General features: G+C 66.4%; 26 protein-coding genes. 12 read left to right on the top strand and 14 right to left on the bottom strand.

Translation table 11 applies throughout. The features are described from left to right. Nucleotides 1-82: 82 nt before the first annotated feature. Complete coding sequence (locus ACWIGM_RS01785; protein WP_454024213.1) at nt 83-1297, bottom strand: NADP-dependent isocitrate dehydrogenase; 1215 nt, start codon at nt 1295-1297, stop codon at nt 83-85. A 216-nt stretch (nt 1298-1513) separates the two neighbouring features. Between ACWIGM_RS01785 and ACWIGM_RS01790 the strand changes: the two genes are divergently transcribed. Beyond that, nucleotides 1514-2233, top strand: coding sequence for an SDR family NAD(P)-dependent oxidoreductase (locus ACWIGM_RS01790; RefSeq protein ID WP_454024214.1), 720 nt, complete (start codon nt 1514-1516; stop codon nt 2231-2233). An 88-nt stretch (nt 2234-2321) separates the two neighbouring features. Continuing rightward, a complete protein-coding gene (locus ACWIGM_RS01795; protein ID WP_436148046.1) occupies nt 2322-2867 on the top strand; it encodes a 2,4'-dihydroxyacetophenone dioxygenase family protein in 546 nt (181 codons plus the stop codon). A gap of 24 nt (nt 2868-2891) precedes the next feature. Here the strand turns inward: ACWIGM_RS01795 and ACWIGM_RS01800 are convergent, their stop codons facing one another. Together ACWIGM_RS01800 and ACWIGM_RS01805 are read right to left on the bottom strand one after the other, a co-directional pair. Beyond that, on the bottom strand, nt 2892-3743 hold the full coding sequence (locus ACWIGM_RS01800) for an alpha/beta hydrolase (RefSeq protein WP_454024215.1): 852 nt from the start codon (nt 3741-3743) through the stop codon (nt 2892-2894). A 151-nt stretch (nt 3744-3894) separates the two neighbouring features. After that, nucleotides 3895-4302, bottom strand: coding sequence for a flagellar assembly protein FliX (locus ACWIGM_RS01805; protein WP_454024216.1), 408 nt, complete (start codon nt 4300-4302; stop codon nt 3895-3897). Between the two features lie 256 nt (nt 4303-4558). Between ACWIGM_RS01805 and ACWIGM_RS01810 the strand changes: the two genes are divergently transcribed. From ACWIGM_RS01810 to flaF, 8 genes are all read left to right on the top strand, one after another. After that, a complete protein-coding gene (locus ACWIGM_RS01810) occupies nt 4559-5803 on the top strand; it encodes a flagellar basal body P-ring protein FlgI (protein WP_454024217.1) in 1245 nt (414 codons plus the stop codon). Then, complete coding sequence (locus tag ACWIGM_RS01815; protein WP_454024218.1) at nt 5803-6153, top strand: rod-binding protein; 351 nt, start codon at nt 5803-5805, stop codon at nt 6151-6153. The genes ACWIGM_RS01810 and ACWIGM_RS01815 overlap by 1 nt, the downstream gene beginning before the upstream one ends. Beyond that, entirely contained in the window at nt 6146-6634 is a 489-nt protein-coding gene (locus tag ACWIGM_RS01820) for a hypothetical protein (RefSeq protein ID WP_454024219.1), read from the top strand. Before ACWIGM_RS01815 ends, ACWIGM_RS01820 begins: the two co-directional genes overlap by 8 nt. 243 nt (nt 6635-6877) lie before the next feature. Continuing rightward, nucleotides 6878-7348 carry a hypothetical protein gene (locus tag ACWIGM_RS01825; RefSeq protein ID WP_454024220.1) on the top strand — a complete coding sequence of 157 codons (471 nt, stop codon included), beginning with the start codon at nt 6878-6880 and terminating at the stop codon, nt 7346-7348. Between the two features lie 266 nt (nt 7349-7614). Beyond that, on the top strand, nt 7615-9006 hold the full coding sequence (locus ACWIGM_RS01830; RefSeq protein WP_454024221.1) for a flagellin N-terminal helical domain-containing protein: 1392 nt from the start codon (nt 7615-7617) through the stop codon (nt 9004-9006). A 188-nt stretch (nt 9007-9194) separates the two neighbouring features. Next, complete coding sequence (locus ACWIGM_RS01835; RefSeq protein ID WP_454024222.1) at nt 9195-10589, top strand: flagellin N-terminal helical domain-containing protein; 1395 nt, start codon at nt 9195-9197, stop codon at nt 10587-10589. Between the two features lie 136 nt (nt 10590-10725). Continuing rightward, on the top strand, nt 10726-11118 hold the full coding sequence (flbT, locus tag ACWIGM_RS01840; protein ID WP_454024223.1) for a flagellar biosynthesis repressor FlbT: 393 nt from the start codon (nt 10726-10728) through the stop codon (nt 11116-11118). Continuing rightward, the gene (gene flaF / locus ACWIGM_RS01845) at nt 11102-11473 is read left to right on the top strand and encodes a flagellar biosynthesis regulator FlaF (RefSeq protein WP_454024224.1); all 372 of its coding nucleotides are present in this window, start codon (nt 11102-11104) and stop codon (nt 11471-11473) included. The genes flbT and flaF overlap by 17 nt, the downstream gene beginning before the upstream one ends. A gap of 94 nt (nt 11474-11567) precedes the next feature. Here the strand turns inward: flaF and ACWIGM_RS01850 are convergent, their stop codons facing one another. From ACWIGM_RS01850 to ACWIGM_RS01880, 7 genes are all read right to left on the bottom strand, one after another. Beyond that, on the bottom strand, nt 11568-13082 hold the full coding sequence (locus tag ACWIGM_RS01850) for a flagellar biosynthesis protein FlgL (RefSeq protein ID WP_454024225.1): 1515 nt from the start codon (nt 13080-13082) through the stop codon (nt 11568-11570). Between the two features lie 11 nt (nt 13083-13093). After that, nucleotides 13094-14959 (bottom strand): flagellar hook-associated protein FlgK, encoded by a 1866-nt coding sequence (flgK, locus tag ACWIGM_RS01855; RefSeq protein WP_454024226.1) that lies wholly within the window; start codon nt 14957-14959, stop codon nt 13094-13096. Nucleotides 14960-15037: 78 nt separating this feature from the next. Beyond that, entirely contained in the window at nt 15038-16447 is a 1410-nt protein-coding gene (locus ACWIGM_RS01860; RefSeq protein WP_454024227.1) for a flagellar hook protein FlgE, read from the bottom strand. 188 nt (nt 16448-16635) lie between these two features. Further along, nucleotides 16636-17637: a YcjF family protein gene (locus ACWIGM_RS01865; protein ID WP_454024228.1), complete on the bottom strand. Its 1002-nt coding sequence runs from the start codon at nt 17635-17637 to the stop codon at nt 16636-16638. Between the two features lie 13 nt (nt 17638-17650). Further along, complete coding sequence (locus ACWIGM_RS01870; protein ID WP_454024229.1) at nt 17651-19099, bottom strand: YcjX family GTP-binding protein; 1449 nt, start codon at nt 19097-19099, stop codon at nt 17651-17653. Between the two features lie 13 nt (nt 19100-19112). Then, a complete protein-coding gene (locus tag ACWIGM_RS01875) occupies nt 19113-19640 on the bottom strand; it encodes a SixA phosphatase family protein (protein WP_454024230.1) in 528 nt (175 codons plus the stop codon). Nucleotides 19641-19649: 9 nt separating this feature from the next. Beyond that, nucleotides 19650-20354, bottom strand: a complete 705-nt coding sequence (locus tag ACWIGM_RS01880) for a TetR/AcrR family transcriptional regulator (RefSeq protein ID WP_454024231.1) — start codon at nt 20352-20354, stop codon at nt 19650-19652. A 101-nt stretch (nt 20355-20455) separates the two neighbouring features. On the opposite strand from ACWIGM_RS01880, the gene ACWIGM_RS01885 reads away from it, so the two are divergent. Then, a complete protein-coding gene (locus tag ACWIGM_RS01885) occupies nt 20456-21718 on the top strand; it encodes an ABA4-like family protein (RefSeq protein ID WP_454024232.1) in 1263 nt (420 codons plus the stop codon). Between the two features lie 5 nt (nt 21719-21723). Here ACWIGM_RS01885 and ACWIGM_RS01890 read toward each other — a convergent pair whose 3' ends face one another. The 3 genes from ACWIGM_RS01890 to ACWIGM_RS01900 all read right to left on the bottom strand — a co-directional run bounded on the left by ACWIGM_RS01890 (nt 21724) and on the right by ACWIGM_RS01900 (nt 23196). After that, nucleotides 21724-21969 (bottom strand): helix-turn-helix domain-containing protein, encoded by a 246-nt coding sequence (locus tag ACWIGM_RS01890; RefSeq protein WP_454024233.1) that lies wholly within the window; start codon nt 21967-21969, stop codon nt 21724-21726. A 9-nt stretch (nt 21970-21978) separates the two neighbouring features. Then, on the bottom strand, nt 21979-22539 hold the full coding sequence (locus tag ACWIGM_RS01895) for a DUF2975 domain-containing protein (RefSeq protein WP_454024234.1): 561 nt from the start codon (nt 22537-22539) through the stop codon (nt 21979-21981). 93 nt (nt 22540-22632) lie between these two features. Next, nucleotides 22633-23196, bottom strand: coding sequence for a DUF2975 domain-containing protein (locus tag ACWIGM_RS01900; protein WP_454024235.1), 564 nt, complete (start codon nt 23194-23196; stop codon nt 22633-22635). Between the two features lie 79 nt (nt 23197-23275). Between ACWIGM_RS01900 and ACWIGM_RS01905 the strand changes: the two genes are divergently transcribed. Then, nucleotides 23276-23908 (top strand): hypothetical protein, encoded by a 633-nt coding sequence (locus tag ACWIGM_RS01905; RefSeq protein WP_454024236.1) that lies wholly within the window; start codon nt 23276-23278, stop codon nt 23906-23908. Here ACWIGM_RS01905 and ACWIGM_RS01910 read toward each other — a convergent pair. Continuing rightward, nucleotides 23883-24728: an AAA family ATPase gene (locus tag ACWIGM_RS01910; RefSeq protein ID WP_454024237.1), complete on the bottom strand. Its 846-nt coding sequence runs from the start codon at nt 24726-24728 to the stop codon at nt 23883-23885. The genes ACWIGM_RS01905 and ACWIGM_RS01910 overlap by 26 nt on opposite strands. Nucleotides 24729-24790: the final 62 nt, after the last annotated feature.

The following is a 24790-nucleotide window of genomic DNA, read 5'->3' on the forward strand; positions in this document are numbered from 1 at the left end:
CCGGCCCCGTACCTGCAACGCAACGAAAAAAGCCCGGCCAATCTGGCCGGGCTTCTGTTTTCCGAACGGGGCTTCAGGCCGCTTACGCGGCCATCGCCTTGCGCAGGTTGTCGCTGACCTTGTCGAGGAAGCCGGTGGTCGAGAGGAACTTCTGATCGGGGCCGACCAGCAGCGCCAGGTCCTTGGTCATGTCGCCGGCCTCGACGGTGTCGACCGTGACCTTCTCGAGCAGCTGCGCGAACTTCGCCAGCTCGGCATTGTTGTCGAGCTTGGCGCGATGCGACAGGCCGCGGGTCCAGGCGAAGATCGAGGCGATCGAGTTGGTCGAGGTCTCCTTGCCCTTCTGGTGCTCGCGGTAGTGGCGGGTCACCGTGCCGTGGGCGGCTTCGGCCTCGACGGTCTTGCCATCCGGCGTCATCAGCACCGAGGTCATCAGGCCGAGCGAGCCGAAGCCCTGCGCCACCGTGTCGGACTGCACGTCGCCATCATAGTTCTTGCAGGCCCAGACATAGCCGCCCGACCACTTCATCGCCGACGCCACCATGTCGTCGATCAGGCGGTGCTCATAGGTGATGCCGAGCTTGTCGAACTCCGCCTTGAACTCGGCGTCGAAGATCTCCTGGAAGATGTCCTTGAAGCGCCCGTCATAGGTCTTGAGGATGGTGTTCTTGGTCGAGAGATAGACCGGGTACTTGCGCATCAGGCCGTAGTTCAGCGAGGCCCGGGCGAAATCGCGGATCGAGTCGTCGAGATTGTACATCGCCATGGCGACGCCGGCGTCGGGGGCCTTGAAGACCTCCTTCTCGATGACGTTGCCGTCCTCGCCGACGAACTTGATCGAGAGCGTGCCCTTGCCGGGGAACTTGAAGTCGGTGGCGCGGTACTGGTCGCCATAGGCATGGCGGCCGATGACGATCGGCTGGGTCCAGCCCGGCACCAGGCGCGGCACGTTCTTGCAGATGATCGGCTCGCGGAAGATCACGCCGCCGAGGATGTTGCGGATCGTGCCGTTCGGGCTCTTCCACATCGACTTGAGATTGAACTCCTTCACGCGCGCCTCATCCGGCGTGATGGTGGCGCACTTGACTGCGACGCCATGCTTCTTGGTGGCGTTGGCGGCGTCGATCGTGACCTGGTCGTCGGTGGCGTCGCGGTTCTGGACCGAGAGGTCGAAATAATCGAGCTCGAGGTCGAGATACGGGAAGATCAGCTTGTCCTTGATGTGCTGCCAGATGATGCGGGTCATCTCGTCGCCGTCCATGTCGACGACCGGGTTGGCGACCTTGATCTTGCTCATGTGATACGACCCCTGCTCTGGCCAGTCTGGAACGATTGCAGGCAGCAGCTGAGCGCCACCACCGGCCCGCGCGCTTCCTAGCGGGTTCCGTTGCCAGGGGGAAGCCGGCCTTTTGGGCAACGGGCTGGTGGCTGCTGCGGTGGTGAGCGTGTCAACGCAGGGCGCCCCGCCGGCCAACGCAGTTGGCAATGCTGCGAACCGATTTAAATTGGAGCCATGACAAGCTCCTCCTCCCCCTTCGCCCTCGTCACCGGCGGTACCCGCGGCATCGGCGCCGGCGCCGCGCTCGCGCTGGCCGAGGCCGGCTACCAGGTCCTCGCCACCGGCCTCACCGATGACGAAGTCGCCGCCAAACCGGGCCATGCCGCGATCCGCCATTTAAGGCTCGACGTCACCAGCGACGCCGAGGTCGCGGCGATCATCGCCCGCTGCGAGCGCATCGACGCCCTCGTCAACTGCGCCGGCATGATCCAGCGTGGCGGCAAGGAGTTCGAGATCGAGGCGTTCCGGCTGACCGTCGAGGTCAACCTCACCGGCTCGATGCGGATGTGCCTGGCGGCGAAGGAGAAGCTCGCTGCGAGCAAAGGCGCGATCGTCAACACCGCCTCGATGCTGACCTTCCACGGCTCGGCCTATGCGCCGGGCTACTCCGCTTCGAAGGGCGGCGTCGGGCAATTGACCAAATCGCTCGCCGCCGCCTGGGCGCCGGACGGCATTCGCGTCAACGCGGTGGCGCCGGGCTGGATCGCGACCGAGCTGACACGGCCCCTCGTCGAGGATGCGGCCCGCTCCGCGCCGATCCTGTCGCGCACGCCGATGAACCGCTGGGGCGAGCCGGGCGATGTCGGCGGCGCCGTCCTGTTCCTGCTCTCGGATGCAGCCCGCTTCGTCACCGGCGCGATCCTGCCGGTCGACGGCGGCTATCTCGCCGTCTGAAAGACCTAAGAAACATCAGCGATATGGCGGCGTTTCCCGAATCGGTCGCCAAGCCAGCTGAATCAAAAGCTCAACCGGAGGAAATGCGATGAACAAGGTCAGCCCGGTCCCTGTCCAGGTCAGCACCGAAGAGCGCTGGACCCCCTATCGCCATCCGCAGCCGAAGGACTCCCCGCCCGAGCTGATCGTGCCGAACGTCATCCCGGAGGATGAGCGCGTCTGGGTGCCGGTCGACGACAATGTCTGGTTCCGGCCGCTCTGCCTCTCGGTGACGCGCGGCTACTGGATGAACCTGCTGCGCGTGCGCCGCGCCGGCGTGCTCTCGCGCCATCGCCATCCCCAGCCGGTGCACGGCTATGTGCTGAAGGGCAAGTGGCGCTATCTCGAACATGACTGGGTCGCGACCGAGGGCTCTTATGTCTACGAGGCGCCCGGCGAGACCCACACGCTGGTGGTCGATCCCGATGTCGAGGAGATGATCACCATGTTCCAGGTCAATGGCGCGATGATCTATGTCGACCCCGACGGCAAATGCCTCGGCTATGACGACGTCTTCACCCGACTCGACAAATGCCGGGCGCATTACGCCACCAATGGGCTCGGTGCGGAGTACGCCGATCAGTTCATCCGCTGATCGGAGCCGCTCTGCAAATCTCAATCAGCGGGCAATCATCGCATCGATCAGCTGCGGATCGCGCACGAACGGCGCGCCTTTTCCGGCAAAGATGCCCGCTGCGGCCTTGTCGCCGGCGAGCTGCCAGCGCAGCCATGCGGTGACATAGGGCAGGAAGGCGCCGATGCCGGCCCGGCATCCGATGGCGAAGGGCTGGCAGCCTGGCTGCCCCTGGATGTCGTTATGGTCGGCGCCTGCCACCGCGGCCTTCGCCCGCAGGCGCCCGGCCGGCACCTCGCTGAAATAGCCGTCGATCATCTCCGGTGACGATAGCGGATCGCGCTCGCCCGAGAGGAACAGCACCGACTGCTTCTCCCGCAGCCCCGTCGGGATGAGCGCGCAGTGCTCCCTGTTGCACAGGCGCCGCCCGGGCAGGTCGATCAGCACGGTGGTGCCGATGCCGGAGGAGCGGGCGGCCGCAGCGTTGAAAGCGCCCGAAGCGCCCTGCGAATGCCCGATCGCAGCGATGCGCCTGCGATCCGCCAGCGGCGCCAGCTCGCTCCGTTCCAGCAGCGCGACGGCGTCGAGCAGGGTTTCGCCGGTGCCGACGCTGGAATCCCGCGTCGCGACGACGATCATCCCCCAGGACGCCAGATGCCGCAGCAGGAACGTGTACTTGTCCGGCTTCGCCCAGGTCCCGTTGCCCCAGGTCACGACCGGGAAGATCTCGCCGGCCCGTTTCGCGCGCGGCAGGTAGACCTCGACGGAATTGCCCTTGCTGTCGCAGCACAGCGGCTTTTCGAGCGTGGTAGCCTCATAGGGGCCGGCGTTTTCGAAGCGCTCGGCCCCGCGGCCCTGCGCCTGAGCGGGGCTGAGCGCCAAGGCAGCCAGAAGCATTCCCAGCCACGCCGTCAACATGAGGCGGGCCGCGCGCCGGCCGATCCAGATGATATCCATAGGCTGCAACTCCGACGTGCTGGAACGCCCCGGCAAACGCGGAGATAGATGACTGGATTTCGGCTTTTTTGAAGGCGATGTGGCCGCAGGCTCAGCGCCCGAGCTTGGCCAGCTCGACCGCGGCGCGCAATTCGATATGGGCCAGCACCTCGTCGAGGCGCGGATCGTCGGTCGCCTCGCGCCGTGCCGACAGCATCGCCTTCAGCCGCTCGAGCTCGGCCGGCGCGACACGCCCGGCCAGCAGGGCGGCCTTGAGCCGGTCGAGCCCGTCGAGCAGGTCATGGCCGCGCCGGGCCTGGCGCCGCTTGCGCTCCTGCCCGTCCTCCTCGGCCTGGACCGCGAGCAAGCCGTCGAGCGAGCCGGCATGGCTGACGGCCGCGCCCTGCGCCGCCCCTGCGCTCTCGCGCGCCGGCAGGCGGAAGGAGGAGCCGCTCGTCGAGGCGCTACGACTGGTCGAGGTCGTCGAAGCGATCGGACTGCGCTGGTCGATGCGGATCATCACGCTCTCGCAAGGTCGGCCTGAAAAGGCGCTGCATAGACGCTGCCCGACCCATATCCTTGTGCCGGCAACGTGGTTAACGAGCGGTAAATCGCTCGGCAGGATTTGCCGGGGGCGGCAGCTTTATGCCGACCAGCCAACCCTCCCCGATCAGGCCAGCGATCTCTAAAATACTGATTAAGAAGCGTTTTCGCTTTCTCCCGAACTGGCACGGTCTTCGCAACAGGTTGACGAGATCAGAGTCACCCGGTGTGCCATGCCCCGCCTCTTCCGCCTCCGCCATCTGCTGATGCCGCTCGCAGCCTTGCTGCTGGCCGGCGCGGCCATGGCGGCCGACCTCGCCCCGGCGCCCGGTCCGGCTCGGGCTGGCGGCGGCAACAACGGCCCGGCGCGCAGCGGCGCGGCTGAAGCCGGCGTCTCCCGCACCGCCTTCGCCGGTAGCGGCGGCATGGGCACTGCGCTCTCGCGCATCAAGGACCTCGCCTCGGTCGAGGGCGTGCGCAGCAACCAAATCCTCGGCTACGGCATCGTCGTCGGCCTCAATGGTACCGGCGACACGCTCAACAACGCGCCCTTCACCAAGCAGTCCCTGCAGGCGATGCTGGAGCGCCTCGGCGTCAACACCCGCGGCGCCAGCATGCGCACGGCCAACGTCGCCGCGGTGATGATCACCGCCAATCTGCCGCCCTTCGCCGTCCAGGGCACGCGGCTCGACGTCACCGTCTCGGCACTGGGCGATGCCAAGTCGCTGCAGGGCGGCACCTTGCTCGCTACCCCGCTGCTCGGCGCCGACGGCGAGGTCTATGCGGTCTCTCAAGGCCCGGTCGCGATCGCCGGCTTCTCGGCCGAGGCCGAGGCCGCCAAGATCACCCGCGGCGTGCCGACCGTCGGCCGTATCGCCAATGGCGGCTTGGTCGAGCGCGAGATCGATTTTGCCCTCAACAAGCTGAAGACGCTGCGCCTGTCGCTGCGCAACCCCGATCTCACCACCGCCCGCCGCATCGCCGCCGCGATCAATGACTTCATCGGCGGCGACTCGGCCGAGCCGACCGACCCGTCGACCGTGGTGCTGCAGATCCCGCCGCGCTTCCAGGGCAACATGATCCGCCTGCTCACCGATATCGAGCAGCTCCGGGTCGAGCCCGACCAGGGCGCCCGCGTCGTCATCGACGAGCGCTCCGGCATCATCGTGATGGGCAAGGACGTGCGCGTCTCCACCGTCGCCGTCGCCCAGGGCAACCTGACGGTGACGATCTCCGAGGAGCCGCAGGTCAGCCAGCCGAACGAGTTCGGCCAGGGCCGGACGGTCGTCGTGCCGCGCAGCAACGTCAAGGTCGACACCGAGGGCACCAACAAGCTCGCTCTGGTCAAGGAGAGCGTGACGCTGCGCGAGCTGGTCGACGGACTCAACGCACTCGGCCTTGGCCCGCGCGACCTTCTCTCCATCCTGCAAGCCATCAAGGCAGCCGGCGCGCTGCAAGCCGACATCGAGGTGATGTAATGAGTGCCATCCTCGCCGCCCCCGCCGCCAAGCTCGCCATCGGCGCCGCCGTCAATCTGGCCGGCGGGGTCGCCGACGCGCTCAGTTCCTCGCAGAACAAGGCGAAGAAGACCGCCGACGATTTCGAAGCCGTTTTCCTCGAGAACTTCACCCAGAGCGTGATGAGCTCGAACGGGACCGAAGGGCCGCTCGGCGAGAACGGCATCGGCGGCGATGTCTGGCGCTCGATGCTGACGCAGGAATACGCCAAGCAGATTCAGAAGTCCGGCGGCGTCGGCCTCTCGGACCAGATCATGCGCGACCTGATCCAGGTCCAGGCAAAGGCTTCTGCGGGGGTCGGCAATGTTTGAGCCGATGCGCGTCGTCGACGAGCGCCCGCGCGTCTCGAACGCGGCGGAGGCCGAAACCCTGATCGAGACCGTGATGGAGACGCTCGGCGCCCTCTCCCATGTCGTCGGCGAGGAGACCGGGCTGGTCAAGGCCGGGCGCCTCAAGGACGCGATGGAGCGCGAGACGCGCAAGGCCGAGCTCGCCGGCACCTATATGAAGGGCGTCGAGCAGATCAAGCTGAACGCCGTGGCGCTCGCCCGCTTCGCCCCGGAGAAGGTCAAGCGCCTGAAGAGCGCCCATCTCGCCTTCCAGGATCTGATCGATCTCAACCAGACCGTGCTGGCGACGGCGCGTGCGATCTCGGAATCGATCATGCGTGACCTCGCGGCCGACACGAACCGCCAGAACAGGGCGCCGGGCTACGGCCCGACTGCGACTGTCGGCGCCGGAGTCTTCGCTCGGCCCAATGCCGGGCCACTGGTGATTTCGAAGAGCCTGTAGGAATCGCACAGCCAAGAACAGCATCGCGGCAGCTACGACATAGCCAGCTCAAGGCTCATCGATAGACGAACAACACCATGGTTAATCTGCGCAGCGACTCGACAGAGCGCACGTTAACGCTTTGCGGATACGAAAAATCCGCCGGATGCACTGCAATTTACCAATTTCTGTAACGGCAGATTCAACTCTCTGCCGCATCTTCCCATGCTTGGAAGAAGTCCGCCTTTGCGAGAGGAGTCCAGAATGGATTTCGGCGCGACACCCAAGACGTTCGCGACCGGTGCCGTCCAGGCGACGATTCGCACCGATATTTCCGTCCAGAACGGCGCCACGCCGGTCGAACTCCCCCCGGAGAAGACCGTGCGCTCGATTGCGGCCGGCGAACCGGTCCAGCTCGACATCCGCGCCCGGGCCGAGGAGCGCCGCTCCGATGCGCAGCGCCAGCAGAGCCAGCAGGACGACACAGCGCAGCAGCGCCGCTTCGATGAACAGCGGCGCCAGCAGGAGCTGCGCGACGTGATCGAGCGGCGGCTCGACATCGAACCGAAGACGCGCAGCGTCATCTTGCGCAAGACCAACCGCGACACCGGCGAAGTCGTCGAGCAGCTCCCTGACGAGACGCTGTTGAAGCTGCGCATCTGGTCGCGCGAGATCATCGAGCGCAGCCGCGAGGCGGACGCGCCCCGCAACCATGAGATCGAGCGCCTGGCTTAAGCTCCCCGCCCTCCCTCGCCTTTCATTTCGACGCCGTCGGCACTCGCCGGCGGCGTTTTCGTTCGTGGACCGCTTCTCGAAACGCGCTGGCCTCGGCCAACTGCCGACATTTTACACTCGTTAACCACGCCGCGGCTTTGCCCGGATTGTGAGCAATTCGCCGGCTCGAATTTACCGCTCGTTACGAGATCGGGCCCGATGGTCCTCGGGTCGCGGCCAGAACGGTCGCAACGCCAGAAGGCACCATACCAGGAAGGTATCGAAACATGGCTATTTCTCTCTCTGCCGGCGTCCGGAACAACCTCTCGACGCTGCAGTCGACCGCCGCCCAGTCCTCGCAGATCCAGAACCGTCTCGCCACCGGCAAGAAGGTCAACTCCGCGATCGATAGCCCGGTCAATTTCTTCACCGCCGCTTCGCTGAATGATCGTTCGAGCCAGCTCACTGGCCTGCTCGACGGCATCTCGAACGGCATCCAGACCATTCAGGCCGCCTCCAAGGGCATCGACGGCGTCACCAAGCTGGTGAACTCGCTGCAGTCGACGATCAAGCAGGCGCAGGCTGACGCGGCCCAGAACCGGCCGACCAAGGCCGGTGGGGCTCTGGCGACCGCGGCAGAAGTCGCCGCCACCAGCAAGAGCCTGAAGGACATCGCTCTCGACAAGAGCCTGCTCGACACCGACACCCCCACCGGTGGCCCGCCGCCGGTCACCAACGGCGTGGCTGACGCTGCGACCGCAACGAACTCCGGTGACCGCGGCTTGGTGGTCGGCGCAAACGGTACCCGCTTCGCCCTCTCGCTGACGGCCGGCTCCACGACCTACACCGCCGCGTTCGACAGCGCGAACGTGACGGTCCGCGACGTCGTCAACGAGATCAACAAGTCGGGCATCGCCACCGCCTTCGTCGACGAGAAGGGTCAGCTCAACGTCAAGGGCACCGGCTCCGAGAAGCTCCAGTTCGGCTTCGGCACGGCCAACCCTGCTTCGGGTTCGGCTGTTGACATTGCAACCGCCGATGCCGCGGCGATCACTGCAGCGGGCACCGGCACCAGCAACGCGGTCCTGGGCTTCGTCGCTGCTGACGCCGCTGCGGCAACCGCGATCACCGGTCCGAACGTCACCTCGGCGACGCGCTCGAACCTGATCGACCAGTACAACGATCTGCGCAGCAAGATCGACGATCTCGCCAAGGATTCCGGCTTCAACGGCATCAACCTGCTCTCGGGTGACCGTCTGTCGGTCGTCTTCAACGAGAAGACCGGCAAGAACCAGACCAAGGTCGAGGTCCAGGGCACTCAGCTGACCTCAGACAACCTCGGCATCACCAAGGCTGGCAATACCCAGCTCGCCGGCTCGACCAACTTCCAGAACGACGCCGATCTGGAAGCCGCTACCAAGTCGCTGACCGGCGCGCTGACCTCGCTGAAGTCGCTCTCCTCGACCTTCGGCGCCAACCTCTCGGTCGTCCAGACCCGCCAGGACTTCACCAAGGACATGGCGAACGTCCTGACCACCGGCGCCGACAGCCTCGTCAACGCCGACCTCAATGCCGAGGCCGCCTCCCTGCTCGCGCTGCAGACCCGTCAGCAGCTCTCGCAGCAGGCGCTCTCGCTCGCCAACCAGGCCGACCAGGGCGTCCTGCGTCTCCTCGGCTGATCTTCGGTCCGCAGGAGCGGATCACCCCGCAGAACGCGGGACGAAGCAAAAGAGCGGCGGAGCCCATGGCTCCGCCGCTTTTCGTTTGGGCCGAGCACACTCATTAACCGATTATTAGCCTTAACAAAGGATTGTCGGGCCAGAGCAAGCTGGTTGAGCGCCGAATCGCGCTGTCAGAGGGACCTGAAATGGCCAACACGATCCTGTCGAACGGCGTCCGCAACAACCTGCTGACCCTCCAGCAGACCACGGCTCAGCAGGGCGTGATCCAGAACCGCCTGGCGACCGGCCGCAAGGTCAACTCGGCGATCGACAACCCGGTGAACTACTTCACCGCAGCTTCGCTGAATGATCGTTCGAGCCAGCTCACCAATCTGCTCGACGGCATCTCGAATGGCATCCAGACCATCCAGGCCGCCTCCAAGGGCATCGACGGCATCACCAAGCTGGTCCAGTCGCTGCAATCGACGGTGAAGCAGGCGCAGGCTGACGCGGCCCAGAACAGGCCGACCAAGGCCGGCACGGCGCTAGCCACCCAGACGGAAGCAGCTGTCACCAGCAAGAGCCTGAAGGACATCGCTCTCGACAAGAGCCTGCTCGACACCGATACGCCCACCGGTGGTCCGCCGCCGGTCACCAACGGCGTGGCCGATGCTGCGACCGCGACGAACTCCGGTGACCGCGGCTTGGTGGTCGGCGCAAACGGTACCCGCTTCGCCCTCTCGCTGACGGCCGGCTCCACGACCTACACCGCCGCGTTCGACAGCGCGAACGTGACGATCCGCGACGTTGTCAACGAGATCAACAAGTCGGGCATCGCCACCGCCTTCGTCGACGAGAAGGGTCAGCTCAACGTCAAGGGCACCGGCTCCGAGAAGCTCCAGTTCGGCTTCGGCACGGCCAACCCTGCTTCGGGTTCGGCTGTTGACATTGCAACCGCCGATGCCGCGGCGATCACTGCAGCGGGCACCGGCACCAGCAACGCGGTCCTGGGCTTCGTCGCTGCTGACGCCGCTGCGGCAACCGCGATCACCGGTCAGAACCTCACCTCGTCGGTGCGCTCGAACCTGATCGACCAGTTCAACGACCTGCGCAACAAGATCGACGACCTCGCCAAGGATTCGAGCTTCAACGGCATCAACCTGCTCTCGGGTGACCGTCTGTCGATCGTCTTCAACGAGAAGACTGGCCGCAACCAGACCAAGCTCGACATTCAGGGCTCGAACATCACCTCCGACAATCTCGGCATTCCCCGCGCGGTCAACACGCAGCTTGCCGGCTTCATCAACTTCCAGAACGATGCCGACCTGGACAAGGCGACCGCTGCCCTGACCAGCTCGCTGAGCTCGCTGAAATCGCTGGCCTCGACGCTCGGTTCGAACCTCTCGGTCGCCCAGGCCCGGCAGGACTTCACCAAGGAACTGTCGAACGTCCTGACCACCGGCGCGGGCAACCTCGTCCTCGCCGATCCGAACGAGGAAGGCGCCAGCCTGCTCGCGCTCAACACGCGCCAGCAGCTCTCGCAGACCGCCCTCTCGCTCGCCAACCAGGCCGACCAGGGCGTGCTGCGCCTGTTCGGCTGACGCCCCTCCCCTCGTAGATCATCGCGCATCCGAACGGACGCGGTCACGATGATCTACACATTGTTGCCGCATCGGATTCTTCCGAAAAGTGGAACCCACTTATCGGTCCGATGCCTAGCCAGAAGGCGGGACCGACATGGCCCTCAAGGTCGAGCTCAAGCCGAACGAGCGCATCATCATCGGCTCGGTCGTCATCCGCAACGACGAGCAGCGCACGCGCTTCTTCATCGAGGGCGACGCGCCGATCCTGCGCGAGAAGGACATCCTCACCGCGGCCAGCGCCGACACGCCGGCCAAGAAGATCTACCTCGCGATCCAGCTGATGTACCTCGCCGGCGACCCGACCGAGGAGCACGAAGTCTACTTCCAGCTCGTGCGCGATTTCATGCAGGCGGCGCCGAGCGCTTTGCCGCATATGTCCGAAATCAATAACTGCATCTTAAGTGGTGAGCTCTACAAAGCTCTCAAGGCTGCCAAGAAGCTGATCTCTTACGAGGCGGAACTGCTCGAGCATGCAAAGCGGGTTTAATGCCTACGCCGCGGCGTCGAAGACGGCACAGAACGTCCAGTCACCGCGCGAACTCGAAGCCGGCCTGTTGCTAAAAGCGGGCGCCCGTCTCCAGATGATCGTCGATGACTGGGCCACCCGTTCCGGCGACCTGGACGGAGCCCTCGCCTATAACCGCAAGCTCTGGACCCTGCTGGTCTCGGCGGTGATCGCCGAGGACAATCCGCTGCCGGTCGAGATCAAGCGCAATATCCTCGGTCTCGCCAACTTCATCTTCAACCGGACCTTCCAGATCGCCGCCGCGCCGGAACCGGCTGCAATCGGCATCCTCGTCAACATCAATCGCGACATCGCCGCCGGCCTGCGCGGCCGCTGAGCGCGCCGGAACAATTCAGAATACGAACATGAAGAAACGGCCCGGAGCGATCCGGGCCGTTTCTTCATGTTCGTAGATGCTCGGCTCGGCAGCCTCAAAGGTAATTGGTCAGTTGCAGCTTCGACAGCATCGAGGTGGTCTGGTAGCTCGCCTGCAAGGTGGTCTGCAGCGCCAGGATCTGCATGGCGACGTCTTCCTTGGTGACGTCCTCGACGCCTGAGAGCGTCGTGCTCAGATAGTCCTTGGTCGCGGTATGCCGTTCCTTGGCCTGGGACATCGCGGTCTGGGCCGAGCCGAGCTCGACGATGATCTCCGATGGGTTCTGCGTCCCGGTCGGGAAGCCGATATTGCTGCGCACCCGCTCGGTCATCGCATTGTAGCGCAGCTTCGAGTTCGGGTCGCTCGCCGGAAAGGTCTCGGCCGCCATGATGGCGAACTGCGCCAGGCCGGTGCGGAACGCCTCTTCGTTGGCGCGGGCGCCGGCGGCCACCTGCTGGCCCTGGTCGACCTGGACGCTGGCCGTCGCCCTGGCCGAGCCGGCCGCATCGTCGCCCTGATACCAGATGACGGTATTGGCGGCGGTTCCGGGCGCGGGCGCGGCGGTCGCCGTGTCGAAAGGCGGCCCGGGCACCCGGAGCGGCGGGTTATTCGGGCTGCCGGTGAAGAAGTCCTTGGCGGCCACCTGAGCCGAAGCACCCGACAATGACGTCTTCGCCTCGCGCGACAGCGCCGCGCCGATCGCCGTGCGCAGGTTTGCGGCGGTCGCGTTGGCGTCGACCCCGATGACGAAACCTTCGGCGGGGTCGCCGGTCGTGCCTGCCGCACGCGCCGTCAGGGTGATCTCCTCCGTCGTGCCGTCGGGCAGCTTCAGTGCGAACTTCAGCGTATCGCCCGGCTGCGGCTGCGTGGCGACATTGACGGCGATGTCGGCCGGCGGCCCGGCATTATAGGCCGTGGTCATCGCTGCGGTGCTGCTGGTGGCGCCAGTGAGCTTGAAGCCATAGGGCAGCCCGGCCGCCTCCTCCGCAATCGTTGCGTTGGTGCCGGCGCCGCCGGTGACGAGCCGTCCCATGCCGCCGGCGCCGAGATCCGCCTGCTTGCGCTCGGAGATCAGCTGCTTCAGGCCGGCATGAGTGGCATCGCCATCCATGATCAGCGAATAGTCGACCACCGGCTCGACATCCGAGGTGCGACCCGAGAACAAATAGCGGCCGTTGACCTGCGAATTCAGCAGATCGAGCGTCTGCTTGAACTTCTCCTCGGCGAGAACCTGCGGCGAGGTGCGGCCGGTCGAGGTCTCGACATAGCTGTCCGGCCGGGCATCGGCGCGCGTCTCTCCGGCAAGCTTGGTGAAGTTCTCGACCGCCTTGGTCATCAGCTTGAGATTGACGTCGGCGCGCTGGATGCCGGTCAGGTAGCCGTCGAGCGTCGAGAGCTTGTTGTTGAGGTCGAGGCTGACGCCGCGATCCATGCCGAGGCCGGCATAGGTCTCCGACTTTTTCTGCGTCGCCAGCTGGCGCTGCAAATCGTCGAGCTGGCCGCGCATCGAGACGAACTGGTTCGGATTGGCGAGACGATAGGCGCCGGTACCGGTCGGGGTGATGGTCATGACCTATCTCCTCACAGTCTCATCAGCACGTCGAGCAACTCCTTGACCGTGGAGATGACGCGTGCGTTGGCGGCGTAGGCGCTCTGCAGTTCGATCAGGTTCGACATTTCCTGGTCGACATTGACCTTGGTGTCCTCGAGGAAGCGGCTCTGCACCGCAGAGAAGGCGACCTGCTGGCCTTCATCGAGACGCTTGGCCTGCTCGCTCGCCTGGCCCTGCCCGGCAACCACGCGCTGGACCAGGCTCGAGACCGTGCCGCTCGAGGTCGCGGTCGAGCCGTCGAAGCCGGTCGCGTTGGTGAAGCTGCGCTGGCTCGAGGTCAGGCGGTCCAGGAGGAATTTCGGCCGGGTCGCGTCGCCCTGCGGCGTCGCCGGGCTGGTGTTGAAAACGACCAGGCGGGAGCGGTCGGCGATCAGGTCGGGATTGACGGTGATGCGCGAGGCAAAGCCGGCCGACTGGGCACCGCCCTCATAGGAGCCGGTATAGACGCCATTGTTGCGGCCATCGACGAAGAAGGGCAGTTCGCCCGTACCGCCGGTCAGCGAGGTCTGGGTCGGGCGGGCGGTCAGGCCGACGACATCGCGGGTCGCACCGGCACCGTCATCGACGATGCGCAGCACCGAGCCGGTGTTCGAGACGGTGAAGCCGGGGCCGATAGCCGCCTGCATCTGCGCTGCGACCGAGGCCGGACCGCCGGAGAAGTCGATGCCGATGACGCGGTTGTTGGCATCGCCCTGGGCCGAGGCCGGCAATGGCAGCGACGCTGCCGACTCGACGCGGACGAAGGTGAAGCGCTGGGTCTGGCCGCCGGGCGTGACCTTGTAGTCGAGGGTGACCGAATTTCCGGATTGCAGCCCTGCAAGGTCGACGTCGAAACCTGTCGCGGCACCTGCGGTCACTGCCGTGCCGGCGATCTCGCGATCGGAGAGCGCGCTCGACAGCTGGGCGGCGATCTCGTCGAGCTGCTTTTGCGCCTGCACCAGGGTCTTGTCGCGCAGCTCGACCAGCGCGCCGATCTCGCCGGAGCGGAAGGTGTTGTTGGCGATCGCGTCGAAGCCGTTGCCGTTCAGGTCCCGGGCGATGATCGTGCCGACGCCGCGTTGGGCGGGATCGCTGCTCCATTGCGATTGCGGCCCGATATTGGCGCGCGCATCGAACTCGAACTTGACCGTCGGGCGGCCGTCAAAGAGCTGCGTCCCCGAGGCGGTGGTGATGCTGAGCGAGCCATTCGGCCGCTCATCGGTGCGGATCTCGACGTATTGCGACAGCTCGGAGACGATCCGGTCGCGCTGGTCGCGCAGATCCGCCGTGCCGGAGGTCTGCTGGGCGTTGACGATGCGCGCATTGACGTTGGTCAGCTGCTCGAGCAGCTCATTGACGCGGGTCACCGACGAGCCGATGCCCGCCTCGGCCTGGGCGCGCTGCTGCTGGACGCCGTCCGACAAACCGCGCAGCCGATTGGCGAGCTGGCTCGCCGCATCGAGCACCGCTGTGCGGTTCGTATAGGAAGACGGATCGTTCTGCAGCGCCTGCAGCGAGCTCGTGAACTTGCTGTACATCGAGTCGAGCGCGGTCGCGCTGCCCGGGGCGCCGTACAGCTTGTCGAGATTGGCGAAGACCTGGGCGCGCGTCGAGGTGTAGGCCGCGCCCGAGCTCTCTTGCAGAAGCTGGTGCTGCACGATGCGGTCGAGCAGCCGCTGGACATTGGGATTGCTGACGCCGACGGTGCCGCCGGAGATCGAGTCGACGCTCGATACATTGCGCCGGACATAGCCGGGCGTGCCGGCATTGGCGACGTTCTGCGAGATGACGCCAATGCCGGTCTGGGCGCTGTTCAGACCGGAAATGGCGGTGCCGAGCGAGGTACTGAGACCCATCGTCAACTCCTGTCGTCTTTGGCTCTACTCTTTGGCCCAGCCCTACTGGGCCTTCAGGGCCAGGCTGCGCTCAGCCGTTCAGCGGATGATGTTGAAGACGTCGCGCAGCATCTCCTGCGCCGTGGAGATCACCTTGGTGTTGGCCGAATAGGCCTGCTGGGTGACGATCATCTTGGAGAACTCGTCGGCGATGTCGGTGTTGGACTGCTCGACATTGCCGCCGATCAGCGCCGCGGTGCCGAGGCCCACGATCGGAGCTCCCGACTCGATCGTCTCCTCGAAGGCGCCGCCATCGAGGCGTTTCAGCGCATTGCCGGCGTTGAAGCGGGCGACCGCAATCTGCGCCAGCGCCACGACCTGGCCGTTGCTGAAGGTGCCGATCACCTGGCCTTCGTTCGAGATCGAGACCCTATCGAGCGTACCGGCGGTGTAGCCGTTCTGCCGGATGCTGCGGGCGTCGATCTGGCCGCTGGTGTCGCCGTTCTGGGTCAGGCTGGTGCCGTTGGTGACGATGCTGATGGGGGCGGAAGCGGGAGAGATGGCGTTTCCGCCGATCGTCATCGGCGGGATGGTGATGTTGCCGCTGGCCGGCGCCGTCATCTTGCCGGTGTTGTCGAAGGTGATGTTGGTGTTGACGTTGCGATAGGCGACGGTCGCGCCAGTCGCGCCGGTGTTTTCGGCGATGAACAGGTTCCAGGTATCAGCCACCGCCGGCGGGCCGGCCGCGGCGTTGGAGACCTTGGCCCAGCGCAGCTCGACGCTCGTCGCCTTGCCAAGCGTATCATAGACCGTGACCGAGCCGCCGGGGATCGAGCGGTTGAGGAAGAGAGTGAGGTCGCTGCCGACCACGGTACCGGTACCGCCCGGAGTGACGCCAGGGTTCGTGCCGAAGCCCGTACCCGCATTCAGCAGCTCGGAGCCGGGTGTCGTCGAAACGGCGCTGTTCGTCTTCGGATAGGCCGGGATGTTGGCGCTGTATTCGATCTGGGTCGTCGCCTTGGCCGGGAACTGGTCCTTGGTGATGCGCAGCACATCGGGCTGGCTGCCGATAATCTGGCCGGTGACCGGATCGATCTTCTGGCCCTTGAGGTAATAGCCGGCGCCGTTGACGAGATAACCGTCGGCGTCGAAGTCGAAATCGCCGCGGCGGGTGTAGAGATTGCTGTTGGCGAACTGGGTCGAAGCTCCGACGCCGCTCTTGCGTTGATCGACCACGAAGAAGCCGTCGCCGTTGATCGCGGCGTTGGTGTCGATGCGCGTCGCGTTGAGATCGCCCTGGATCGTGTTGGTGGCGCGGCTATAGGAGGCGACCGAGCCGGCGACCTGCCGGTTCAGCGCCGAATCCGGCACCAGGTCGGAGAAGCTGGTATCGACGCGCTTGAAGCCGGCGGTGCGCGAATTCGCGATGTTGCCGGAGATATTCTCGAGGGCATAGGACTGGGCCTGCATGCCCGTCACGGCCGTCGTCAGAGCACTGAAAACACCCATCGCAACCTCACCTGGTCACCAGACCTGGACAGCGCCCCCCATGGGCGGCATGTCGAACCGAGGCTGAGTTTGCACGGCCTATGCCACGGCCATGCCTGAGATATTTCAAGAGCTTGGATGGTTTTCGAAAGGTTTACCGACGATTCCGACCGGGCAGATTCATCCCGTGCCGGCAAATTCTGCCGGGCTCAATCGCCTTTGCCGCCCCAGCCCGACAGATCGCCGGCGACGTCGGACAGGCCCGGCGGCTTCTCCTCGACGAAGGGCAGCGGCCGGCAGACCGCGATGGCAGCGAGCCCGATCCGGGCGGTGAGCAATCCGTTGAGCACGCCCTCGCCGAGCTTGGCCGAGAGGCGCGCCGCCAGCCCCTGACCGAGCACCTGCTGGATGACGGCGTCACCCGCCGCGATGCCGCCGGTGACGACGAGATGGCCAAGCACCTGCCGCGCCAGCCGGAGCAGACCGAGCGTTCCGGGGCGGCCGGCATAGATCGTGGCGATCGAACGCAGCAGCCGGGCACAGGCGACAAGCACGAAGACGACGTCGACCAACGCCCGCGGGCTGACCGCAGTGACCAGCGAAACCCGCCGCGCCGCCTGCGCCACCTGCGCCTGCGCCAGCGCATCGAGCGGCGCGAGCAGGCTGCGCTCGGCAACGGTGAGCAGGTCGCGGGCGGCGAGCAATTGCGGCGTGTGGGCGGTGAGTTCCGCCCTGCCCTTCGCGGTTTCGGGCCGGCCGGCATAGAGCTTGTCGAGATCGGCAGCCACGCTGCGTGCCCTGGCGAGATCGCTCTCGGCCAATGCGACGACGGCACGCTCGCGCAAGGCCTCGACCCGCCGCTCGCGCAGGATGTCGCGCAGCACTCGCAGCAGCATGACGAGCAGGGCCAGCGCGGCAACACCGGCGCAGACCAGCGCCGCGATACCGACAGCGGGGTTGAGGGCGAGCAGCCAACGGATCGTCTGCTCGGCCCAGACCGTGACGGAGAGCGCCAGCAGGCCGGACAATGCCGCGACGAACAGGCTGCCCCAGCTGAAGCGGCGGCGCCTCGGCTGCGGCGCCGGCGCAGCCTCGGGCTCGATCGGTTCGACCTCCGGCACGATGGCGACATCGCTGCGGCCGCCGAAGACCGCATCGTCGGAGGAGCCATCCTGCGGATCGAGGCGAATGGCGCGCGGCGCCTTGCTCATGCTCGCCCCTCCTTCACGCCAATCGATCGCCGATCAGGAATTCGAGCGCACGGTCGAGGCGGATCTGCGGCGGCGGCGAAAGGCGCCCGCCGGCATCCGGCTTGACCAGCGGTGGCCGGAAGCGTGGCGCCCTGACATGCCAGCGCGGCGCGCCGGGATCGAAGATCGCCTCGGGCCGCTCCGGCAGGTCGCCCGGGAAGATCGCGGCCTCTGCCTGCCCGTCGAAGACCTCGCCATCGACGACCTCGCCCGCCTCGGGCACGCCGGCGATCGCCGGCAGCTCCTCGCGCCCCTCGCGGATACGGACCTCGCGCGTGGCGCGGATCGCGGCGAAGGCCATCGCCTCGACCTTCGCCCCCGCCCCCTGCGCCCGCGCCGCTGCGCGCGCGACCAGATGCGACATCACTCCGGCGAGCCGGTCATGACTGGTGTGATGGAGATGATCGGCCTTGGTCGCGGCGAACAGCACCTTCTCGATCCGCGGCGCGAACAGGCTCGACAACAGGCTGTTGCGCCCGACCGCAAAGGCCGAGAGCGCCTGGCCGAGCGCGGTTTCGAGATCGGCGAGCGCGGCGGGACCGGCATCGAGCGCCGCCAGTGCGTCGACGAGCACGATCTGCCGGTCGAGCCGGGCGAAATGCTCGCGGAAGAACGGCCCGACCACGACGCGCTTATAGGCCTCGAAGCGCTCGGCCATCAGCCCGGCGAGTGTGCCGGCCTGCGGCTGCGCGCCCGGCGACAGATCGAGCGGCGCGAAAGTCAGGGCCGGCGAGCCCTCGAGATCGCCCGGCATCAGGAAGCGGCCGGGCGGCGTCACCGCCACCGCCTCCGGATCGGCGCGCAGGGCCGCGAGATAGGCCTTGAAGACGTCACTGGCCGCCTCGGCCACCAGTTCGTCCGCCGGCCCCGCCGGATCGCGCTGCCTGAGATCCTCGAGCCAGGGCGCGGCGATGGCGAGCCGGTGCGTCTTGCGCGCATCCGCGACTGCCTGCGCCGACCAGCTGGCATAGTCCTGCCCGATCAAAGCGAGATCGAGCAGCCACTCGCCGGGATAGTCGACGATGTCGAGGGTCAGCGTCGCCGGGCCCTTGAACCAGCCCTCGGCGCGCTCATAATCGATCTCGAGCCTGAGTTCCGAGATGCGCCGCGTCGAGTCCGGCCAGCGCCGATCTGTGCCCGAGAGCGCTGCGCGATGAGCTTCATAGGGAAAGCGCGGAATCTCGGGGTCGGGCTGCGGCACCAGCCTGACGCGCGCGATCCGCCCCTCGGCCGAGGCCTTCAGCACCGGCAGTCTGGCGCCTTCGACCAGATTCTGGATCAGCGCCGTGGTGAAGACGGTCTTGCCTGAGCGCGACAGGCCGGTGACGCCGATGCGCAAACGCGGCCGCGCCAGGCCGAGCAGGCTGTCGCCGAAGGCAAGCGCAGCGCTGCGCGCCTCGTCGAGATAGGAACCGGACGCCATCAGGCGATCCGCATCATTCGTCCGGCCCCTCACCGAGCGAGGCGGGCGTGACGAAACGGTCGAGCCGGCCGCCTTGCGCAGCAAGATCGCGCCAGTCCTCGATGGAAAAATCGATCACGGCCAGCCCGCAGGTCGGATACTTCTGCGCCATCCTTGCCGCGGCATAGCGGTCGCCATGGCCGGCGAGCTTGGCGGCGAGTTCCTCGAAGCCGGGATTATGGCCGATCATCAGGAGCGTGCGGACCTGCGGATCGGTCTCCTGCACGACCTTGAGCAGGCGCTCAGGCCTGGCCTCGTAGATGCGCGGCTCGTAATGCGTCGGCGGCTTTTCCGGCAGCATCGGCTTGACCAGCTCCCAGGTCTCGGCGGTGCGCTTGGCCGGCGAGATCAGGACGAGGTCCGGCAGCAGCAGTTCCTCGGCGAGATAGCGGCCCATGACCGGGGCGGCTTCACGCCCGCGCGTGGCGAGCGGGCGGTCGCGATCGGCGGTGTTGGCGGGCCAGGCCGATTTGGCGTGGCGCAGAAGCATCAGGCGGCGCATGGCCGCCATCTAACCACGGATGGCGGGATTTGCGAGTGGCATGGCTGCGGAAGGCCGCATGGCGGCGAGCAGCATCTCCATGAGCCGGCCCGAATACAGTGCGATCAGGCGTTCACGCCCACCCGGCTGCATCTCCAGCGGCGCGAGCTGGCCATCGATCAGCATGGTCGAGAAGCCATGGGTGATCGACCAGACGAACAGGATCTCGGCGAGATCGGCGTCGTCGGCGTAGCTCGACGGCAGCCGCGAGAGCACATCGCTGTCGATCTCATGCCCGAGCGCCAGTTTCGTCTCGCGGACCAGGATGCCAAAGGCGCGGACTCCGGCGCGACGCAGATCGTCGTCCCCGCTCTTCAGGCCGAGCCGCCCGAAGACAACTCGGAAACGGCCGGGCCTGGTCAATGCGACGGCGAGATAGGCCTCGCAGATCGCCGCCAGCTGATCCCCGCCAGCCGCCTTGGCCTTGGAGACGGCTGCCTCCATGCTCTCGGACAGATCGTCGAAGCCGAGCGTCGCGATCGCAGTCAGGAGGCCGACGAGATTGCCGAAGTGATGCGCCGGCGCCGCCGGCGACACTCCGGCCCGGCGGGCACATTCGCGCAGGGTGAAGCCGCCGACGCCCTTCTCCGCCAGCACCGCCTCGGCCGCGTCGATCATCGCCTGGCGCAGGTCGCCGTGATGATAGCCACCTCGCTTGCCGACCTTGGTATCCATCGCACGCCCTGCCCGCACGCCGCCGTCATCAAACTTGACGGCGTTAAGATAACGCAATAGGACAAGGCCGCAACTGAACAGCGTCAAGATTGGAATAGGCAATGCCTTTCACCTTGGACGACGCCTTCGCCCGGGCCGGCCAGCTTGCGATGATCGGCTGGGTCGCGCTGATCCTGCTGCCGCGCTGGCGTGGCATCTCGGCCGCGCTTGCCGGCTGGATCATCCCGGCCCTGCTCTCGCTCGGCTATGCCGTGCTCATCGCCGTCTACTGGCCTGACGCGAAGGGCGGCTTCTCCTCACTCAATTCGGTTGCGGCCCTGTTCGCTTCCAAGCCGTTGCTGCTCGCCGGCTGGGTCCACTACCTCGCCTTCGACCTCTTCCTCGGCAACTGGATCCTGCGGCGCTCGCAGGCGGAGGGGATCCCGCACTGGTTGATGCTGCCGGTGCTGCCGATGGTCTTCCTGTTCGGGCCGTTCGGCTACCTGACCTATCTGCTGCTGGAAGCCTGTTTCCGCCTGGCGCGCGAGGATCGCATCGCCCGCCTTCAGGCCCGCCTTCCCGCCTGGCTGCCCGATCTCGAATTGGAGCCGCGCCTCACCGCCGCAGCCTTCGCCATGCTCGCTCTGGCGGTCCCGACCGTCTTCGCCGGGCTGATCGACAGCCGGCAATTCCAGGGCGTCGACACCTGGATCAAGCCGCTGAAGTTCGAGCTCTCTGTTGCTTTCTACCTGTTCACCCTGGCACTGTTCCTGCCGCTCGCAAGCGAGCGCTTCCGCTCCTCCTGGCTCGGCCGCTACATGGTCTGGCCGGTGATCGTGCCGATCGTCCTCGAAGTGCTCTACATCGCCTGGCGCGCCTCGCGTGTCGAAGCCTCGCACTACAACAGCGACAGCGCCCTTGGTGTCTGGCTCTACACGCTGATGGGCGTCGGCGCGGTGATGTTCACGATCGCGCCCGGCTTCCTCGCTTATGGGCTTGCCCGTCGCGATACCGCGCCGATGCCGGAGGTCGTGCGCTGGTCGCTCGTCGCCGGGCTCGCCCTCACCTGCGTCTTCGGCCTGGCGAGCGGCGCCCTGCTCGGCTCCAGCGCCAGCGGGCACTATGTCGGCGCTTTGCCGGAGGCGCACCAGACGATCCCCTTCTTCGGCTGGTCGCTGGCGATCGGGGATCTGCGGATCGCGCATTTCCTCGGCCTGCACGCCTTGCAGATCATCCCGGCGGTCGGCCTGCTGCTCTGGTTTGCGCTGCGGCAGAGCAGAGCCGGGCTGGTCGCGCTCGGTACGGTCTCGGCCGCCTACGCCGCCGTCACCGCGACCGCACTCGTCGCCGCGCTGCAGGCGCGCCCGCTGCTCGGGCTCGGCTGAGCCTGCTAGGCGTCGGCTGAATCGGCATCGAGCGCGAGGTCCTCCGCGCCCGGCTCGTAGCGCAGCAGGTCACCCGGCTGGCAGTCGAGTACGGCGCAGATCCGCGTCAGCGTATCGAAGCGCATGCCACGGACCTTGCCGGATTTCAGCTGCGAGACCTGCTGCTCCGTCAGCCCGATCCGCTGGGCCAGTTCCTTGGAGCGCATCTTGCGGCGCGCCAGCATGACATCGAGTTCGACGATGATCGGCATCGCGCTGCCTTATACGAACTGGGCGTTTTCGTCGGCAATTTCTGTCGCCGCCGTGAAGACGTGCCCTAGTGCCAGAAAGCCGAGCAGAAACAGCAGGGTCAGCAGATCCTGCGGGTTAAGGGCGATGCCGACCAGGCGATGCCCGGCCGGAAGATGCGCCGAGACGATCATCGACACCAACGGCCGCACGAGGATATCGGCCCCCTGCGCGCAAAGACCGAACAGGGCGATCCGGCGCAGCCAGAGCGCCGCCTCGCGCGTGAAGATGCTGCCCGCGAGATAGCCCGTGAACAGCCGCCAGACGCCATAGCAGGTGATCGCCGTCAGCGACCAGATTGCGAGGCTGAGCCCCAGCCCGGCGACGCGCTGCCAGTTCTGCATGCCGGAGAGGTCCGCTTTCAGCCAAGCGCCATAGATGCTCGCGGCACGGCCCTCCTCCCCCCAGACCTGCAGGACGACAACCAGGATCCAGGCGGCATAGGCCAGGGCCGCCCAGCGTGTGAGGTGGCAGAGCCAGCCGATCCGGCGGCGGAGGCGCGTTTGAGGGGTGTCGACCGCAATGGCGCTCATGGAAACAGGCTCCAAAACTGACAAAATTGAACCCACACATGAACCGCGGCAGCCTGGCCTTGGAAGCGAAGCCCACCCGGCATCACCTGGCGCCTACACGAAGCTCTTATTCTCGTCCGCCAGACGGACCGCCTCGCGCAGGACGAGGCCGAAGGCGACTAGCGCGGCCCCGGCCGCCAGCGCGCCGAACATCCCCGGATCGAGCGTGATCGCCAGTTGCTTCTGGCCTGACGGGTTGTCGAAGGTCAGCGCCACGCTCTGCAGGCCTCGCGTCAGCGGCGTCGCCACACCCATCGCGATCAGGAGCCAGCCGACGCGCGTCAGCCGCTGTGCGTTCTCCTCTTCGAGTACCTGGCCGCGGCCGAACCGGCCGAACAGGCTGGCGAGCCGCAGCATCGCCGCGACGAAAAGGCCGGCGGGCACGAGGCCGATCGTCAGCGCGCTCCAGTAGCCACGCTCCGAGAGCGGGCCGATCGGCGCACTCACCCCGATCGTACGGGCATAGGCGACAAGCTGCTCGGGGTCGTGCCAGAGCCAGACCGCGCCGAAAGCCATCAACGCCGCCGCGGCGACGCACAGGATGCGTGCCACCGTACTCACGCGGCGCAGCCTCACCATGGCGGGCCGCCCCTGAGCCGGGCTTGCAAGGGATGTCATATCGCTTCACTCCGTGATTGACAAAATTAAACTAAGAGATGAATTTCTAAATGTCAAAGCCATTACAATGGAAAGCTCGATGCGCACTGCCCTGCCCACTACTGTCCTGGTTTGCGGCCTTCTCGCCGGCTGCGGCCACGTGCCGCTGACCTCGCTGCCGAAGCTCTCGAAGATCGACATGAAGACCACGGATCTCGCGCAATTGCGCGCCGGCATCAGCCTGCCGGCTGATATCCGCACGCTGCCCGGCGGCGTCACCATGACGCTCGTCGCTCTCCCGAAGGATGGCGGCCGCCATGAACGCAAGGTCGTGCTGGAAGAGGTGCGCGACGCGGTCGAGCTGGCGAAGCTGCCGGCCATGGCTTCACCGGGGCGCCGCTTTACCGTGTTCAGACTGAGCCCGAGCGACGCTGCGCGGCTCGGTGCTTTCCGCGAGGAAATGTTCGCCGGGCCGCAGAACAGCGGCAATCGTGGCAGCCTGGCGCTCGGCGCCGACAAGGCCTGCCGGCTGGGCGAACTCTCGGGCAAGCCGATCACGATGACCGGCTATCTCAGAACGTCGGAGACGCAGGACTACGTCCTGCTGCTGCGCGATTTCGACCTGAAGGAGGCCGTCCGCGAGATCGACCCCAAGGTCGACTTGGCCACGGCGATCCCGCCTTGCGACGCGGTGCCGGGGGTGAAGCTCAGCGGCTCTCCCGCCGCGCCATGAAGGCGAGCTTCTCGAATAGCGAGACGTCCTGCTCGTTCTTGAGCAAAGCGCCGTGCAGCGGCGGGATCAGCTTGCGCGGGTCGCGCTCGCGCAGCACCTCGGGGCCGATATCATCAGCGACGAGCAGCTTCAGCCAGTCGAGCAGTTCGGAGGTCGAGGGCTTCTTCTTGATACCGGGCACCTCGCGCACCTCGAAGAACAGGCGCAGCGCCTCCTCCATCAGCCGCTTCTTGATGCCGGGGAAGTGGACCTCGACGATCCTCTGCATCGTCTCGGCGTCGGGGAAGCGGATGTAATGGAAGAAGCAGCGGCGCAGGAAAGCGTCCGGCAACTCCTTCTCGTTGTTCGAGGTGATGATCATCACCGGCCGCTGCGCCGCTTTGATCGTCTCGCCGGTCTCGTAGACATGGAACTCCATGCGGTCGAGCTCGAGCAGGAGATCGTTCGGGAACTCGATATCGGCCTTGTCGATCTCGTCGATCAGCAGCACCGGGCGTACCGGCGAGACGAAGGCTTCCCAGAGCTTGCCGCGCTTGATGTAGTTGGCGATGTCGGAGACGCGCGCGTCGCCGAGCTGGCTGTCGCGCAGGCGGCTGACCGCATCGTATTCATAAAGGCCCTGCTGCGCCTTGGTGGTCGACTTGACGTGCCAGGTCAGCAGCGGCGCGCCGAGCGCCGCGGCGATCTCCTCGGCCAGCACGGTCTTGCCGGTGCCGGGTTCGCCCTTGACGAGGAGCGGCCGCTCCAGCCGGATCGCTGCATTGACCGCGACCGTCAGGTCCTCGGTGGCGACGTAGGAGGCGGTGCCGGTAAAGCGCATGCGAGGCCCTTCATATGGCTGCTCCGCGGCCATGCTGCCGCCGCGAATGGCATGTGCTTAGA

Source organism: Allobosea sp. NPDC055332 (assembly GCF_053645455.1).